The sequence below is a fragment of the Flavobacterium sp. GT3P67 genome, assembly GCF_004349155.1.
GTDB lineage: Bacteria > Bacteroidota > Bacteroidia > Flavobacteriales > Flavobacteriaceae > Flavobacterium > Flavobacterium ranwuense.
Window position 1 is genome coordinate 65,651 of record NZ_SMLF01000001.1, and the last position, 18,035, is coordinate 83,685.

Sequence of the window (18,035 nt, forward strand, 5' to 3'; positions counted from 1 at the left end):
TATTATTGCTTTATTGAGGGCATTTCATACAACTCCGCTTCTTTATTATTTATGGTAATCAACAAATATTTTTTACCCTTGAAATTAATAACATTTAAGTGTCTGACTGCCTTTTGGGTCAAATTAATCCCAATTTGATTTCCTAAAAATATTGTTTTTTCATTTTTAATTAAAGCTCCGGAGAAACCGTCAAATCTACTGTGATAAGGAGAAACCCCAAAATAATTTCCTGCTGCAAAAACTTCCTCTTTCGAATCTGAATCAAAATTAGATTTCACAAAACTCGTAATTGGTGCCACTTGCATTTTATTTGAAAAAGGCACAAAAGTGAATTTTCCTTTGTCATTTCTTAAATACCCCGATTTCAAATTGTGCACTTCATATAATTTTGCTTTTTCGAGCATCTTTGGATCAAAAATCTCTTCCAGTGTTTTTCCAGCAAATGATTTGTAAGTGTGGAATTTCTTTTTTACCATTCCACTGAATTGTTCTGCTAATTCGTCCAGTCCCAATGTGGTGTAATAATTCCCTTTTTTCTCTATTGCTACAATAGTTTCAAAAGTTTCATTTTTATCAAAATCATCATAGTACATTTTCATCGGAAACTCCTGTGAAGCTTTGAATTTTGAATTCAATCCCCAATTACCAACCAAATAGTCTTGATCACCATCAGTATCAATATCAAAGGAAATAATTGATTGATATAAACCATTTAATTTTTCGGGCAAAATGGCAGCTGTAACTTCCTTAAACTTACCATTAATATTCGCAAAAAAAGTAGGCTTCATCCATTCCCCAACCACAATTAAATCTATTTTTCCGTCTTTATTAAAATCAGAAAAAACAGCATCCGTAACCATTCCTATTGCTTCAAATGTTTTATTCTGTACAATAGTAAATGTTCCTTTATTATTATTTAACAAATAACAATCCGGCGAACTACCAAAGCGATTATATTCAGAATTATTGCCAATAAAAAAGTCTAAATCTCCATCGTTATCATAATCAAAAGTCTTTACAACTGATGCATTTTGGCGTAATACCGGAAAATTAGAATTTATTAATTGGTTGCCAATATACAAACGGTCTTGCAAATTTTGAGCATTTTCGCCATTACCCGAAACAACAAACAAATCATTTATTTTATCGAAATTAAAATCTCCAATTACAGCTGATACATCTTCAAAAACAGAATCTTTTTCTATTGATTCATACGTTTTTTTAGAAAAACCGTTAGCATTTTGAATATAAATTTGAGAGGCTTTCCCTTTAGCACCACCAAAGAAAATATCTTCTTTCCCATCTCCGTTCAAATCCCCTATCGCAGTTGCAGGACCTCTATCAGAACGTTGATAAGGAATTAATTTTTGAGCTGTAAAATCGATAAAATCATTTTCTTGGTGTTTAAAATCAATTCCTAAATTAGTAGGTACCTTTTTGAAAACAGGCATAACTACAGGGTGTAATTTATTGTAATCAAAAAGCTTTCTGCTGCTATCTGGTTTGATTGTCAATGTTTGGTTGGTAGTCACATTCTTCAATGTTTGATAGGTTTTGTCCGGCCAAATAACCACTAACGAATCTATTTTACGTATTTTTCCGTAGCCAAAATGTATAACAGGCTCCGACGAAGATTGAAATCCTCTGGTAGTTTGTAGTTCTTTAAATTGTTTTTTGCCTTTAGAATACGAAATTATCTTGGTTCCAATACCAAAAGTATTCTTCCCAGTAAACTTTAATTTCAATTTTAAATAATTAGAAGTTTTATCCGTTGTGTTTATATAAACTGATGCTACACTATTTAAATTATTCGTAATTACGTCTAAATCTCCATCATTATCAATATCAGCATACCCGCTTCCGTTAGAAATTATAGAGTCATTTTCAATCCAATCGTTCGATCTGTTTTTAAACATTAAATCTTTAGAACCTTGAAAAACATAATTAGACACATTGCCTTTTGGCATTTTCTTCAACGCTTCTTTATCCAACAATTTAGTTGTACTAATTTTGGTCTTTATTTGATCGTTTGAATAATATTTAACGTAATCCAAATCATTGGGACGTTTTGGAATTCCGTTAGAAACGAATATATCCTGCTCGCCATCTTGATCATAATCGCCAAATAAAGTACTCCAACTCCAATCAGTAGCTGCAACACCACTCAACAAAGCAACTTCTGTAAAATGATTTCCGCCTTGGTTCAATTGCAACATATTTCTGGTGTACTGGTAATGATACCCTAATTTTTCGGTTCGGAATTTCAACATTTGCACGTTGTCATCCCCCAATGAGGATTTCAAAACTTTTTCGTCTTCAGGTAGCATATCCAAAGTCATAATATCAGGAAATCCGTCATGATTGACATCCGCAACATCAACACCCATTGAGAATCTACTGGTATGCCCAAAATAGTGTTTTAAACTTTCTGTAAAAGTACCATCGCCGTTGTTCAGATAGTAATAATCATCTTCATGAAAATCATTCCCAACATAAATATCAGGATAGCCATCTAAATTAAAATCAGAAACTGCCAATCCTAAACCATAGCCATTGGCACCGCCAAAAATTCCAGCCTTTTCACTTACATCAACAAATTTTCCATTATCATTTTGGAATAACTTATCCCCACACTCATAGCTTCTTTTATTTCTGACATCGGCATTACCAAAAGATGCTTCAGAGTGAACCGCATGATTCAATAAATACATATCTAAATCCCCATCCAAATCATAATCTAAGAAAGCTGCTGAAGAACTGTAGTTATCAAGATCTAATCCATATTCAGCCGCGCTTTCGGAAAACGTATTGTCCTTATTATTAATAAACAATTCATTTTGACCTTCAAAACCGTTAATCCCAACTACGGCACAAACATAAATATCTAAATACCCATCTCCATTTACATCAGCCATTACGGTTCCTGTATTCCAATCACTTTGACTCTCTACACCTGCTTTTACTGAAATGTCTTCAAATTTATTTTTCCCTTTATTTAAGTATAATTTATTTTTTCCTTGATTAGAAGTAAAATAAATATCTACCAAACCATCATTATTGATATCTCCTAACGCAACACCACCTCCGTTATAATAGTAGAGATAATCTAAAATAGAGATATTCTTGGAGGGATCCAGCTGATTATTGAAAGTAATATTACTTTTTTCCGAAGATAGTTTTTCAAATAATTGATCTTGTTTCTTGGAACAACTAACAATTAGCAATGAAGCCAGCCCTATTCTAAAAAAATTATTCATGGCTTTTAAATATTTTAGGAGTATCGTCATTTACAACCGCTATTATGGAAATTGTGTTGTTCTTATTTTTTATTGTTTTAACATGTTTGACCTCGCCTTTGATAAAAAATCCTGATTTATTGTAAGGCAGCCATGAAAAAACACCTTTTCTGGAACCTAAAAGGACACTTCCATAATTAGCATCTAATCTTGAAAATTGTGGTTTGAATTCATATTGATTTCCACCCAAAATCAGATCCAAAATCCCATCTTTATTCACATCTAATGGGCAAATCGTGTTTACACCCGAAAACTGAACTTCTTTTGGTAATACTTTCACATCAAATTTTCCATTTCCTTTATTAAAAGCAACTACACTCTCCTGAATAGTAACCGTTTTTTGTATGGAATTACCAACTACATCTTGAGCAAACAAATCCTGAAATGATTTTTTAGAATAATCTGCATAACTCAAATTTTTCTTCTTGATAGAAGGAATCTGTTTGGCTAATTCCTGTTTTAAATGAATTGGGATGTCTTTATTAGCTATAGAACGGGTTGCGATTTGCTCAATAGTACCGTTATTATCAAAATCATTTATAAACAATCGCATCGGATTAGTACTTGATGCTTTATATGGAGTGTTAGTTCCTTTGTTTCCAAGCACTAAATCTTTTTTGCCATCATTATTCAAATCCACACAGCTGATTGCATTCCAAAAACCTTTATAATCCGTAAGATTAGATTTATAATCCGCTAAACGTCTGCCTGTATTTTTGAATATTCTTGGCGCCATCCAATCCCCCACAACGATCAAGTCTTTTTTACCGTCATTATCAATATCTTCCCAAACAGCATCCGTAATCATCCCTACTTCATTCAATTTGAACGCTTTCTTATCGGTTACATTAGTGAAATTTCCTTTACCATCATTTTCTAATAATAATTGTTTTGGATTAATTCCATAAACACCGGGTACGCTTCGGCTTCCGATGAACACATCACTATCTCCATCCGCATCAAAATCATTTGAAGCAATTACCGAAACGCTATTGTTGGTCGTTGGAATATTGATTTTGCTTTTGACAAAACCACCTTTTCCGTTATTCAAATACAAACGATTCTTATAATTGGACTGGTCTGCTTTTTCGTTTCCACCAGAACCAACTAGTAAATCTTGGTCTCCATCGTTATCAGCATCAAAAAAATGAGCCGCAGTATCTTCATAACTGGCATCGCTGTCTAAATCTTTTTGACTGGTACTTGTATAATTTTCGTTTCCATTATTCAAATAGATTTTCCCACTTTGCCCTTTGGCTCCACCTATAAAAACATCCTCATTCCCGTCACCGTTAATATCTGCAACAGCCAGTGATGGGCCTTCTTGTGAGAGTTCTTTAGAGATCAGACCTTCATAATCAAAATCGATGTAATCATTTTCTTTGTGTGCTGAAAATTGATTTTTATTTTCAGAAAATAATACTTTAGATTTCTCTTTTTTTGGTGCAAAATTTGATTTTGCGTCTGCAATATTTAAATTGAGCGTAGAGTTATTTTTTATTTTTTTAATCGTTTGAAATTTACCGTTTGGCCAAATTACCTGCAAAGAATCTATTTTTTTAATTCCAATTCCAAAAGTCATCACATAATCAATTGAAGATTGAAAACCTCTAGAAGGAATTAACTCTTGTCTTAAAATTTCTTTACCTGAAAATAATTGAACAACACTTCCTACTCCAAATTTATTCTGGTTGTCTCCTTTTAATTTTACTTTTACATAATGGTTATTCTTATTTTTCTCAGAATTGTTGCGATACACAAAGGCTTCCATATTGACATTATTGACAATCAGATCTAAATCCCCATCATTATCTAAATCCCCATAAGCGGCACCATTTGAAAAACTGGGTGTATCCAATCCCCACTTTTGGGCTTCATTAGTAAAGGTTAGATTTTTGTTGTTTTTAAAAGCATAATTTGGTATTGGTGTACTTGGCATTTTATTAATAATCGTTTCTATTTCTTCCTTTTTGCCCGTAACAATCATTTTTTGCATAAATTCATTCGCAAAAAAATCAACAAAGTCTTGATTAGTCAAATCGTTATAAATTCCATTACACACATAAATATCTTTATAACCGTCATTATCCATATCAAACATCAAAGCGCCCCAACTCCAATCCGTTTTAGCCACGCCCGCATAATTTGCTATTTCAAGAAATTGATTATTCCCATTATTAAGCTGTAAAGTATTTTGCATGTATTGATTGAAAAAATCTAAATTTATTTTTCTAAGATATAAATCATAGTTTTCAAAATTTGTGGTAGTTTTCAAACGTTCATCGTGCTCCGGTAACATATCCGTTACAAATATATCTGCCTTCCCGTCGTTATTTATGTCGGCCATATCAGCCCCCATAGAAGATTGACTGATATGTGATGCCCATCCTTGAATTTGTTCGGTAAAAGTGCCATTTTTATTATTTATATATAAATAATCTCTTTCGTAAAAGTCATTTGAAATATAAATGTCTGGATATAAATCACCATTTACATCTCCAACAGTTACTCCAAGTCCAAACCCTATAAGACTTCCATAAATACCGGCTTCTTGGCTTACATCGCTAAATTTTCCGTTATCATTACGCAGTAGTTTATCACCACCACCTTTTAGAATATCAGGGACATCCCAATCTTTATCTCTTAATGTTCTTTTGTTAGAATAGTTCAGGCTACTAACCGGAATAAAACTATTGTTAAGTATGTAACAATCTAAATCACCATCTTTATCATAATCAAAAAAAGCGGCGTGTGTCGTGATACCAGTATCCGCAAGATTGTATTGTTCCGCTTTATCTGTAAATGTCAAGTTACCGTTATTAATAAAAAGTTGGCTTTTTCTTGTTGAGTTAATATTATTCCCTGCGTTACAAACATAAATATCGAGTAATCCATCCCCATTTATATCCACCATTACAACACCCGTTGACCATGATTTGTTTCCTTCGATACCCGCTTTTTTAGAAATATCTTCGAATTTAAAATTCCCCTTATTTAAGTACAGTTTGTTGGCTCCAAGATTTGAAGTAAAATATACATCAGAAAGCCCGTCATTGTTAACATCCCCAATTGCAACACCTCCGCCATTATAAAAATTTCTGTATTTGAATATATTCATATCCGTACCATTCTTGACTTCATTTACAAAATCAATTCCGGTATTTGAAGGGTCTAATTTGGAGAATAAACCATCTTTATTTTCTAGGTTTTCTTTGGAACAATTAGTGAAAAAAAAGAGAAAAAGGAAAAACAAAATAATACGGTTAAACATATTTAAAATACTATTTGATTAGGTAATTAGAGGATGCCAATTTATGTAATATTCACTGTATAAAAAAATAAATAAACCAATAAAGCGAATAGAAGTACGTTAAAAAAAAAAATTAAACTACTAATTAAGACGAGTAAGAAAAGGTTTATAAGTTTTAACTATTAGCCATTTAAAAATATATTTATTCGTCAATAAATGGTACCCAAATAAAAACAGACTTGTATAAAAAAATAAAGAGGGTACTAAATACCCTCTTTATAACTAACTCAAAAAATAATTAATAGTAAATAAATCTTAGTAACCAGGATTTTGTTTCAAATTAGCATTAAATAATGCGTCTGCTGGAATAGGGAACAGTACATATCTGTTATCAGAAACGTAAGGTTTCAGTTCTCTTGCAGCCAAGAATTTACCGAACCGAATCATATCATTTCTTCTCCAACCTTCATACCATAATTCTTTACCTCTATCAAGATAAATAGCCTCTAATGTAGTTGGAATAGTCCCTGGTACATTAGTTCTAGAAACTAACAGTCCAAGTTTTACAACATCATTGGTTCCAGTTCCTCCTCTTAGAATTGCTTCAGCTTTCATTAATAACGCATCCGAATAACGCATGAATTCATAATCGTTTTCTGGAGTACCTAAATTAGCAGCATCCGGAATATATTTTTGACTTCTAATTCCTGCAGTCTCTAAAGTAGCACCACTTGTAATTAATGTTAAAGCAGCAGTAAATACTAATGGATGAGCATTTCTATCTTGCAATGGAGTTACACCACCTGGTTTGTACATTTGACCAATTTGAAATCCTACATTGTTACCAAAAGACGTAATAATTGCTGGATCAGAATTTTTAATACGTCTGTCATTAGGATTAAACTTATTATAATATTCAGCTACAGTAGCAAAACCATTCCATCCATCAGGAGTTTGATTGTAATGCATACTCATCCTCCATCTTGACTGAATACCTCCACCCTGTCCACCTCTTAAATTCTTAGAGGAAAACAATATTTCAGGAGAGGTATTGTTATCCGGTTTAAAATTATCCCAATAATCTGTTGCCAAAGAACTATTTATTGCATTAACATAAGTTACTACTTTAGTCATATCAGCAGCGTCAAAAACATAAGGTCCTGCTGGATTTGCTGCATTAAAGACTCCTTTGTTTAAGTACATTTTAGCCAATAAGAAATTAGCAGCATCTTTGTTTGCGATACTTGCATCACCAGCTACACGAGCTGGTAAAGCACCAACAATAGCTTCTAACTCACTTATAACAAAAGTAGTTGCTTCTTGTCTTGTCCATACTTTTGGATCTGCTTCTAATGAAGAACCAGCTTCTCTATATGGTGCCTGACCAAACAAATCAACTACATTATAATAGTAAAACGCTCTTAAAAAACGCGCTTGAACAACCTCTGAAGCCGTACCGTTTTCTACAACTAAATTACAATTATAAACATTTGATAATAAAGAGTTCCACGCACCTCTAACTTCATTGTGATCTGGCGCCCATGTATGTGTATGGATTTGCCTCCATGTTGCATTGTCATCCCAGTCACCTCCACGAGTAGGCCCCACTAAAGCATCCGTAGACATCTCATCTAAAGCAAACATTTGACCTTGACCTTGGAATTCTCTTAAACCTTCGTAAGCTTTTGTCAATAGAGATGCACTGTTAACGGTTCCACCTGCTGAATTACCAATAACTACACCATCTAATACTTCCTCCTCTAGATTGGTACAACTTACTGCTAGTACAATTGTACCAACGAATAAGATGCTCTTAATAATATTATTATTTTTCATTGTTTTTTAATTAAAATGTTACGTTAAGTCCAACAGCTACACTTTTCTCTCTTGGATACGATAAATATTCCATACCCGCAGATGGCACACCATTCAATGATTTATCAGTATCAACCTCAGGATCTGATCCTGAATAATTTGTAATTACAAATAAATTAGAACCGTTTACATACAAACGAGCTGATTTTATTTTAAATCTCTCTAATGCATTTCCTGTAAAAGTATATCCTAAAGTTAAATTCCCCAATCTGAAGAAATCACCTTTTTCTAAGTATTTAGTTGAAGGTGAATTTGGATCACCTTGTGCTTGCGCAGATGCTGCAGCTTCCTTAGTTACGTTTCTACCCCCAAGTAAAGCACCTTTGAAGAAATAAGCATTCGTTGTGTTATTATAGATATAATGACCAAATGCACCATAAAAAGAAGCACTGGCATCAAAACCTTTGAAAGTAAGGTTCGTCGAAAGACCAACATTAACTTTTGGCAATGGTTGTTTCTCTAATATTGATTTAGCAGCTGTTCCTAGACCAGTATCATTACCTGCCGCATCAGCATATATAGAATTTCCATTAGCATCATATCCTCTCCATTCATACATATAATATGAATAAATTGGTTTATCATTCGTAATTACCTGTGCATAAGCACCGGACAATCCTTGACCGTTTAATCCCCCTGTAGAAACAAACCCAGCAAAATTTGTCATCTTATTCTCTAAGAAAGATGCATTTCCTGAGATATCCCAAGTTAAATCTTCAGTATCAATAACCTTATAATTCAATGAAACTTCAATTCCCTTGTTGATTAGATTACCTGGCAAGTTTTTGAAACGTGGTGATGGCGGACCTGGTTGAGTGGCAGCAGCAGGAACTGGGAAAATTAAATCTTTGGTATCTCTTTGAAAATAATCTAACGAACCTGTCAATCTATTATTCAATAACTCAAAGTCTGCTCCAACACCATATGATTTAGTAGTTTCCCATTTCAAATCAGCATTAGCATTACTATCAACACCTAAAGTTCCGTTGTTACCGTATGATGCTCTAGCAATTGCAGAGTTTGGTGAAAATTCTTGATTTCCAGTAATACCGTAATTTCCTCTAACTTTAAAATCATTTACCAATCCTTCCTTACCTTCAACAACTTTGTAAGCGATACCTACAGAAGGGAAGTAATCATATTTATTGTTGAGTCCTAACTTAGTAGATCCATCAGAACGTAAAGTACCAGTTAAGATTAATTTCTTAAATAAAGTAGCATTGATTCTACCAAAATAAGATTGTAATTCTACTCTATTTCTATAAGAAGAAACTCTAAATTCGTTTTGCAAACCACCTTCAATATTATCAATAAGATTAGTTTGTGCATTATCATATCCTTTTCCTCTAGCACCACTTCCATCAGCAGTGTAGTCATAATAAGAATAACCAACTAATGCATCTAAGTTAAAATTATCACTAAAATCATTGTTGTAATTCAACGTATGTTCAAAAGTTTTGTTAAACTTATTTTGACTAGCAATATTAGCTTGACCATACTTTACATCTGTAGAGCCAGGAACAGCTGCAGTAGCAACATCTAAAATACGCATTGTTGGCAACAATTGACTTTTTCTAGTCGAAGTTGAACTTTCTATACCAAATAAGAATTGGTATTTCAATTTACTATTGATTTTCCAAGTCGTATTGATACTCCCTAACAATTTATTGGTGTTGGTATAATCTTTGTAAGAATTCAATAATTCTACTGGATTTAAATAAGTATTACTTATTGAATTATACGAGCCATTGGCTTTATAAATAGGCAATGTAGGGTTCCAATATAAAGCAGTACCTATTATATTTCCAATAAAACCGGCGTCATTAGATAAAATAGTAGTTTCATCTTTCAAAGAAGCATATATAACTCTTGATTCTACTTTTAAAGCCCCACCAAAGAAATCGTTAGAATTGTAAAAAGATGCAGAATATTTATCCAATCCCGTGTTTTTTACAATACCATCTGTGTTAGAAGCTCCAAAAGAGATTCTTGTGTTTGAATTTTCAGTTGTTTTGCTAAAAGACAAATCATGGTTCATTGCAAATCCACTTCGTAGAACTGCATCTTTCCAATTATAATCTCTTGAACCCTTGTCATCTCCACCAGCTGCTACAAACTCATTTGCGCTCATAACATTAAACTTACCTGACATTTTACTGAATTGCACTGATGTACTGTAAGTCAATTGAGGCTCCTTAGATTTTCCTTTTTTGGTAGTGATTACAATAACCCCATTTGCACCACGAGAACCATAAATAGCGGTAGAAGATGCATCTTTTAAAACACTAATACTTTCGATATCATTTTGATTCACAAAGTTTAATGGATTTTTTGCAGATGAAGCACCCAGTAGGTTATCCCCACCAGCAGAAACATTTCCTCCATCCAATGGCACTCCATCAATAACTATAAGCGGACCATTCCCGGAACGAATAGATGAGTTTCCACGAACTCTAATTGCTACACCAGCACCAGGCTCTCCACTTGATTGTGTAACCTGAACACCAGCAACCTTACCTCTTAATAATTGAGCAGGTGATGGCGAAGACACATTATCAAAATCTTTTGCGCCAATTTGATCTACTGCTCCAGTTGCGTCTTTCTTTCTTACAGAACCGTAACCAATAACAACTACTTCTTTCAATTCAGCCGAATCTTCTTTTAATTCCACATTAATTGTACTTTTTCCAGCTACATTTACTTCTTGGCTTTTAAGACCGATGTAACTAAAAACTAAAACTGCGTTTGAGCCAACATTCTTGATAGTAAATTTTCCATCGAAATCAGTTTGCGCTCCGTTTGTTGTTCCTTTAACTAATACAGAAGCCCCTGGAAGCGGACCGCTAGAATCAGACACTGTACCGGACACATCTTGCGAGTAGGTCAGACTAGTACATAGCATCGTTAGAAACACCATCAAGCCTTTTAGTAGACTATTTTTCATACGTAATAAATAAGTTGGTTAATAATTTGTTTTAATGGTTTGTTTTAATGGTTTGTTTTAAAATATCTCGTAAACATAAAACTAATTTTATGACAAAATTAAGAAAATTACAAACTATAACGTTTTCGTTAAACCGAAAACGTTTTCGATTTTAAAATTAAAACTTCAAAATATTAATATTAAAATTATATAAAATTCAAAAAAAAGCGTTAAAATAAACACATTATCGTAATATTACTTGATTTACTAAATTTAAAATCTAAACATCTGTCATAAAAACAGCCTTGAGACGAAAATTGTTGCAGATTCTTTAATACAAAAGCCCTTTTTATACTTATTTGCTAAATAGTTTTTAATTGAAAAATCCTGACTGTCCTACTTCCACATCTTATTTTATTGAAATTCAGGCCTTTTCAGGCTATTCATTTCTAATACTGATTTTATACTAAAAAGGTTGCACGAAGAATTTTGAGTTAGCACCATAAAAAAAACCACAAATACACTTATTCTAGTCCTTAAGAAAAGATTAACAAGTGCATTCGTGGTATACAATATTGGCTTTATACCTTTATTCTATTGTGATTGTTTTATTATCCATTCCCAATCCAATTATTTTTAAAGATTTCCATTGCTTTGGCAAAAGCCCTTTATTATATTTCAATCCCAAATCTGTTTGCTCCACACCTCCGAAGCCATAGATAACAGCTTGAAGCATTGCACCAGCTCCTGTTGCAAAATAGGGATTGTTACTGTTCGCAGATTCTGAAAACACCCCGAAAGGAGGACGACTATTTGGCAAATAGGATTTGACAAAATAATTATAGGCTTTTTCCTTATCTCCTAATCGAGCATACAAAACTGACAAAACTCCTGAGGCCATTGCCGGCCCATCTTTTTTATCAATTTTTTCGGCATAGTATTCCAAATCTCTTTTTATTTGATCTTTATTTGTGATGACATGCAAAGGATACGCCAATAAGTTAACATCTGCTTGCTTAATAACTTGCCCTTGATATCCTTTGTAATTTTGGGTAATTCCTTTTTCGACATGAATTGTCAATTTTTCTGAAACATCTTTCCATTTGGGATCAATCGGTTCATTCAAAATTGTCGCTGCCTTTATTGTGTTTTTCAGTGATTCTATAGCGGAGGCATTTGTAAAAGCATTGTCATCTATATGTTGCGCATATTCATCAGCTCCTACTACATTTAAAATAGAATAACTCCCATCTTGATTTTTCACTACACGACTTATCCAGAAATCAGCAGTTTCTTTCAGTACGGACCATTCTTTTTTTAACCAAGATTTATCCTGCGTATACGCGTAATAATTCCAGAAAGCTATCGAAACATCAGCGGTAATGTGTTGTTCAAAAATTCCTGTCAATGCCCAAGTTGGGGTGGCCTCTTCACCGGTATCATCAGACTCCCAAGGATACATTGCCCCTTTGTAGCCGTAAATAAATGCTTTTTGTTTCGCTTTTGGCAAACGGTCAGAACGGTAATCTAAACACGATTTTGCCATGTCTGGTTGCAATGCTAAAAGCGTGGGATACATCCAAAGTTCCGTATCCCAAAAAATATGTCCGTTGTATCCTTGCGAAGACAATCCCATCGGTGCAATACTCTGTCTGGTATCAGGACGAATGTAGGAGTACAAATTGTACAAAGCAAAACGCACGCGTTGTTGTGCATCCAGATCGCCTTCAATTTGAATATCACCTGTTTTCCATAATTCAGCCCAAGCCTGTTTGTGTCTACTCAATAATTTATCAATTCCCTCCTGAAGTGCGTATATAGGTTGTCTTTCGGATTCATTCAAAGGATCCGTAACATCTTTTGAAGTGCAAATTCCTCCTGCAACAGCAAATCGATATTTTTTTCCTTTTAGCAATTTTTTAGTAAACCCAACCTCGTTACCAGTTTGTTTTAAAGTCTCACTTTCACCATCAAAAAGAAAAGTTGTCGAAGCCGCGACAGTATATTTCCCGGTTAACGTTTTAGCAGTTGTTCCAAAAACCGGCATTAAGTATTGATTGTCTTTTAAAACACGGAACTGACTTTTAGCGTCTTTCAATTCATCTGGAACAATCATATAATTATTGGCAGTAATTTCGATATCTTTATTTGGTATAATTTCGACAATTGCCATCGCTGAAAAAGGAACTGCTCTGTTAGCCAAAATTGTGTAATGGATCGTCGCCAAATCTTTAAATGAAAATGAAGTGGTACTTGTCCCCTCTTTCATCGAAACCACTTGGCTCCAATTATCAATATTATCGGATTTGATTTCCTGATTATTAATATTCAAATGCAGGTTCAAAAATTCGATTCCTCGAACAATCCTACTGATTCCATTTTCAGGACTACCGTCATAAACCCCATTTAGAATAATTTCTTTGGTTTTAAGAGGGGTATCATCCGTAACTATACCTATTTGACCATTTGCCATAGCCACGCCAAAATAATTTTCTCTAGAATTCGCGAATAAATGCCATTCATCTGATTTGGCTTGACCTATAACAATTGGACTTGCCAAAAGCATGAAAAACAAACTTTTAAATGTTGAAATCATAATTGTATTTTTTTAATAATAGCATCAAACATATATAATTTATTTGTTAAAATATTAAATAGTTCCATATAGTCTACGCAATACAAATCGAAAACGTTTTCGACTTATCGAAAACGTTTTAGATAATTTCAAACTAAATAATTAAAAAAAAGAATCCTATTTTTATACAGCATCTATAAAAATAAATCCTTTTTTAAATGAAGTTCACATCTACTATTTTATTGATTTTACTCCTCTTGGGGACTGCTACATCCTTATTTTCTTGTAAAAAAGGACAAAGCAATGATGTCATTACAATTCATTCTTCTGAAAAAATAGTCTTTGATTCATCAAAAAAATATAAAGAACCCTTTCGTCCACAATTTCATTTTTCACCTGAAAAAAAATGGATGAATGATCCAAACGGAATGGTATATTATAAAGGAGTCTATCATCTGTTTTACCAATATTTTCCAGATGATATTGTGTGGGGACCGATGCATTGGGGACATGCCACAAGCACTGATTTAATCCATTGGACAACTAAAAAAATTGCTTTATTTCCAGATAAATTAGGGATGATATTTTCCGGAAGTGCCGTTGTAGATCTACATAATACTTCGGGTCTGGGAACAAAAGAAAATCCACCGATGATTGCCATCTTTACCTATCATGATATGGAAGGTGAAAAAGCGGGCAAAAAAAATTATCAAACTCAAGGATTAGCGTATAGTTTAGATAATGGCGAAACTTGGTTAAAATATAGCGGAAATCCAATCATAGAAAATGCTGACCAGAAAGATTTCAGAGACCCCAAAGCATTTTGGAATACTGAAACTAATCGTTGGAATCTGGTTTTAGTGGCCGGCGATCATGCCCAGTTTTACACTTCACAAAATTTAATTGATTGGAAATTCGAAAGTGACTTTGGACAAAACCTAGGTGCTCACGGTGGGGTTTGGGAATGCCCCGATATTTTTAAATTAAAAGTTGCAGGCTCCAATGAGGAAAAATGGGTTTTATTAATTAGCATAAATCCAGGCGCACCTAATGGCGGTTCTGGAACCCAATATTTCATTGGTGATTTTGATGGTAAAAATTTCAAAACGTCTCAAAAAGAAGTTAAATGGGTTGATTACGGAGCTGATAATTATGCCGGCGTTACGTATAACAACACACCAAATGGAAAACGAATTTTCGTAGGCTGGATGAGTAATTGGCTGTATGCCAGAAATACCCCAACCAAAAACTGGAGGAGTGCCATGACACTACCCAGAGAACTTTCACTAATAAAAACTAATGAAAACTATGTACTAAAAAGTACTCCTGTAGAACAGTTCAAAAAACAATTAGTCACTGCCTATTCCAAAGATTTAATAGCTATAAAAGCAAATCAAAAAATCTCCTTTGACTACCCTCATCTAAATCAATCAGAAATACGATTTAAAGCGGCGAAAAAAAATTTAAAACTGGTTTTTTCTAACGAAACAAAGGATTCTTTAGTAATAGATTATGAAGCTGAATCAAAAATATTTTCTATTGACAGACGCCATTCGGGAATCGTGAATTTCGAGAAAAATTTCGGAAAAGAAATTCATAAAACCGCGATGCTAAATAATAACTCCGAAACTATGGATTACCAAATTACTTTAGATTGGTCTTCTGTTGAAATTTTCCTGAACGGAGGGATATATACTTTCACCGAACAAATTTTCCCCACAACGCCCTACACGCAATTAAGGATTCAATCCGATGAAGAACAAGAAATTAAAAATTTTACAATAAGGAAAATAAAAGGAATTTGGAAAAACTAATTTCTTTTTACACAAGTTAAAAACTAACCAAAATAACCAAAAACATGAATAACGTCCGAAATTGGTCACTTACCGTTGCAGTCGCGGGATTTTTATTTGGCTTTGACACCGTAGTAATATCCGGAGCGAACCTACCCATCAAAGAATTATGGCACACCACGCCATTATTTCATGGAATTTTCATCATGTCAATGGCATTATGGGGAACGGTTTTTGGTGCATTATTCGGTGGGATTCCCTGTGATAAGTTAGGCCGAAAAAAGACACTTTTTTGGATTGGAATCTTATTTTTAGTTTCGGCCTTGGGTTCAGCACTTGCACCTGATCCATATACATTTTCATTCTTCCGTTTTATTGGGGGGATTGGCGTGGGTGCTTCGTCGGTAGCGGCTCCTATTTATATTTCGGAAATTTCCAGTGCAAAAAACAGAGGAAAACTGGTGGCTCTTTTTCAATTTAATATTGTATTTGGAATCTTAATTGCGTTCTTTTCTAATTATTTATTCGAAGGTTTTGGCGGCACAAACGACTGGCGCTGGATGATTGGAATTGTTGCTTTACCTGCATTGATCTACAGTATTATCGTATTGCAAATTCCAGACAGTCCGCGTTGGTTACTCCTAAAAAAGAGAGATGATGCGGCTGGGTTAAAGGTTCTGGAAATGATTTACTCCAAAGAAGAAGCTTTAGAGAATTTCAATGAAATAAAAAAAGATGTTGTTGATGGCACTGTGAAAGAAACTATTTTTTCAAATAAATATAAATGGCCTGTAATTCTGGCGTTTTTATTGGCGTTTTTCAATCAATTATCAGGAATCAATTTTATCTTATATTATGCCCCCGAAATTTTAGAAATGGCAGGATTAGCCTCGAAAGAATCTTTATTAAATTCTATTTTGATTGGATTAACAAATTTAATATTCACTATTATTGGCATGCGATTAATAGATGTTCTGGGAAGAAAACAGCTGATGATAATAGGTTCTATTGGATACATTGCTAGCTTAGGAATGGTTGCTTTAGCCTTTTACACTAATTTAGGCGCTATTGTTTTAATGGTATCCATATTACTCTTTATAGCCTCTCATGCCATTGGTCAAGGCGCTGTAATTTGGGTTTTCATCTCTGAAATATTCCCAAATAATGTTCGTGCCAATGGCCAATCTTTTGGGACAGGAATCCACTGGATTTTCGCGGCTTTAATTACGTTAGCCGGACCAGTCGTTATTGATTTATTCAAAGTAAATCCGTGGCCAATATTTGCCTTCTTTGCCTTTATGATGGTGTTACAATTGGTATTCGTTTTGTTTATGATGCCCGAAACCAAAGGATTATCCCTAGAAGAGCTAGAACATAAAATGCTTAACCATGAATAATATCAAAAACCCCAGTGTTGTATGTTTTGGAGAAGTGTTGTATGATGTTTTTCCAACCCATAAAAAAATTGGCGGAGCCCCCTTGAATGTTGCACTTCGATTGGCTTCGTTAGGAGTACATGCTCAAATAATAAGTCGGATTGGCTCTGATGAAATTGGCTCTGAATTATTGCACTTTATCAAAAAAAATGGAATCCCTACTAACACCATTCAAATTGACCCTGCTTACTCTACAGGTGAAGTTATCGTTGCATTAAATGAAAAAGGGTCGGCATCCTATACCATAAATGCTCCTGTAGCTTGGGATAAAATAGAATGCAATCCGGAAATCGAGAATATAGTAAAAAAAGCAGATGCTTTCGTTTATGGAAGTCTTGCTTGCAGAGATTTAATTTCATTCAACACTTTATTGGAATTAATCAATTACGCAAAATATAAAATATTCGACGTCAATTTACGAGCCCCATTTTACACCAAAGAAGTCCTTATTAGATTAATGCTACAATCCGATTTCATAAAATTTAATGATGAGGAATTATATGAAATAAGTGCTTTTCTGAACTCACCGTATCATTCATTAGAACAAAATATACTTTTTATCGCTGAGCATACGAATACAAAACACATCTGTGTAACCAAAGGAAGCCATGGAGCCGTACTCTATTACGATGGAAAAATGTACTACAACAGCGGTTATAAAATTGATATTGTAGATACTGTAGGTTCCGGAGATTCCTTTTTGGCGGGGTTGCTGAGTAAATTGTTAAACAATGATGAACCACAATATGCAATAGAATTTGCGTGCGCTTTGGGTGCAATTGTAGCAAAAAATGAAGGTGCTAACCCCAAAATAACAGACAAAACAATTCTTGCATTTATGAATCCCATAAAAAAAATTCCTAAGGTTAATACCCTAATCATTTAAA

General features: G+C 33.9%; 8 protein-coding genes. 3 read left to right on the forward strand and 5 right to left on the reverse strand.

Annotation, left to right across the window (positions count from 1 at the left end):
- Positions 1-2: 2 nt before the first annotated feature.
- The 5 genes from E0H99_RS00300 to E0H99_RS00320 form a co-directional block, all read right to left on the reverse strand.
- Complete coding sequence (locus E0H99_RS00300; RefSeq protein ID WP_131990271.1) at positions 3-3,257, reverse strand: VCBS repeat-containing protein; 3,255 nt, start codon at positions 3,255-3,257, stop codon at positions 3-5.
- Positions 3,250-6,567: a VCBS repeat-containing protein gene (locus E0H99_RS00305; protein WP_131990272.1), complete on the reverse strand. Its 3,318-nt coding sequence runs from the start codon at positions 6,565-6,567 to the stop codon at positions 3,250-3,252. The genes E0H99_RS00300 and E0H99_RS00305 overlap by 8 nt, the downstream gene beginning before the upstream one ends.
- Positions 6,568-6,861: 294 nt before the next feature.
- Positions 6,862-8,382: a RagB/SusD family nutrient uptake outer membrane protein gene (locus E0H99_RS00310; RefSeq protein WP_131990273.1), complete on the reverse strand. Its 1,521-nt coding sequence runs from the start codon at positions 8,380-8,382 to the stop codon at positions 6,862-6,864.
- A 10-nt stretch (positions 8,383-8,392) separates the two neighbouring features.
- Positions 8,393-11,365, reverse strand: coding sequence for a SusC/RagA family TonB-linked outer membrane protein (locus E0H99_RS00315; protein WP_240723418.1), 2,973 nt, complete (start codon positions 11,363-11,365; stop codon positions 8,393-8,395).
- Between the two features lie 568 nt (positions 11,366-11,933).
- The gene (locus tag E0H99_RS00320) at positions 11,934-13,940 is read right to left on the reverse strand and encodes a glycoside hydrolase family 65 protein (protein WP_165930171.1); all 2,007 of its coding nucleotides are present in this window, start codon (positions 13,938-13,940) and stop codon (positions 11,934-11,936) included.
- Between the two features lie 197 nt (positions 13,941-14,137).
- Here E0H99_RS00320 and E0H99_RS00325 point away from each other — a divergent pair, with 197 nt between their 5' ends.
- The 3 genes from E0H99_RS00325 to E0H99_RS00335 are packed head-to-tail and all read left to right on the forward strand — an operon-like array spanning position 14,138 to position 18,034.
- Positions 14,138-15,733: a glycoside hydrolase family 32 protein gene (locus E0H99_RS00325; protein WP_131990274.1), complete on the forward strand. Its 1,596-nt coding sequence runs from the start codon at positions 14,138-14,140 to the stop codon at positions 15,731-15,733.
- A gap of 44 nt (positions 15,734-15,777) precedes the next feature.
- On the forward strand, positions 15,778-17,109 hold the full coding sequence (locus E0H99_RS00330; RefSeq protein ID WP_131990275.1) for a sugar porter family MFS transporter: 1,332 nt from the start codon (positions 15,778-15,780) through the stop codon (positions 17,107-17,109).
- Positions 17,102-18,034: a carbohydrate kinase family protein gene (locus E0H99_RS00335; RefSeq protein ID WP_131990276.1), complete on the forward strand. Its 933-nt coding sequence runs from the start codon at positions 17,102-17,104 to the stop codon at positions 18,032-18,034. The genes E0H99_RS00330 and E0H99_RS00335 overlap by 8 nt, the downstream gene beginning before the upstream one ends.
- Position 18,035: the final 1 nt, after the last annotated feature.

Bases quoted from the DNA above. Each gene is read 5' to 3' on its own strand.
- E0H99_RS00300 (WP_131990271.1), bottom strand. From the start codon at position 3,257: ATGAATAATTTTTTTAGAATAGGGCTGGCTTCATTGCTAATTGTTAGT.
- E0H99_RS00305 (WP_131990272.1), bottom strand. From the start codon at position 6,567: ATGTTTAACCGTATTATTTTGTTTTTCCTTTTTCTCTTTTTTTTCACT.
- E0H99_RS00310 (WP_131990273.1), bottom strand. From the start codon at position 8,382: ATGAAAAATAATAATATTATTAAGAGCATCTTATTCGTTGGTACAATT.
- E0H99_RS00315 (WP_240723418.1), bottom strand. From the start codon at position 11,365: ATGAAAAATAGTCTACTAAAAGGCTTGATGGTGTTTCTAACGATGCTA.
- E0H99_RS00320 (WP_165930171.1), bottom strand. From the start codon at position 13,940: ATGATTTCAACATTTAAAAGTTTGTTTTTCATGCTTTTGGCAAGTCCA.
- E0H99_RS00325 (WP_131990274.1), top strand. From the start codon at position 14,138: ATGAAGTTCACATCTACTATTTTATTGATTTTACTCCTCTTGGGGACT.
- E0H99_RS00330 (WP_131990275.1), top strand. From the start codon at position 15,778: ATGAATAACGTCCGAAATTGGTCACTTACCGTTGCAGTCGCGGGATTT.
- E0H99_RS00335 (WP_131990276.1), top strand. From the start codon at position 17,102: ATGAATAATATCAAAAACCCCAGTGTTGTATGTTTTGGAGAAGTGTTG.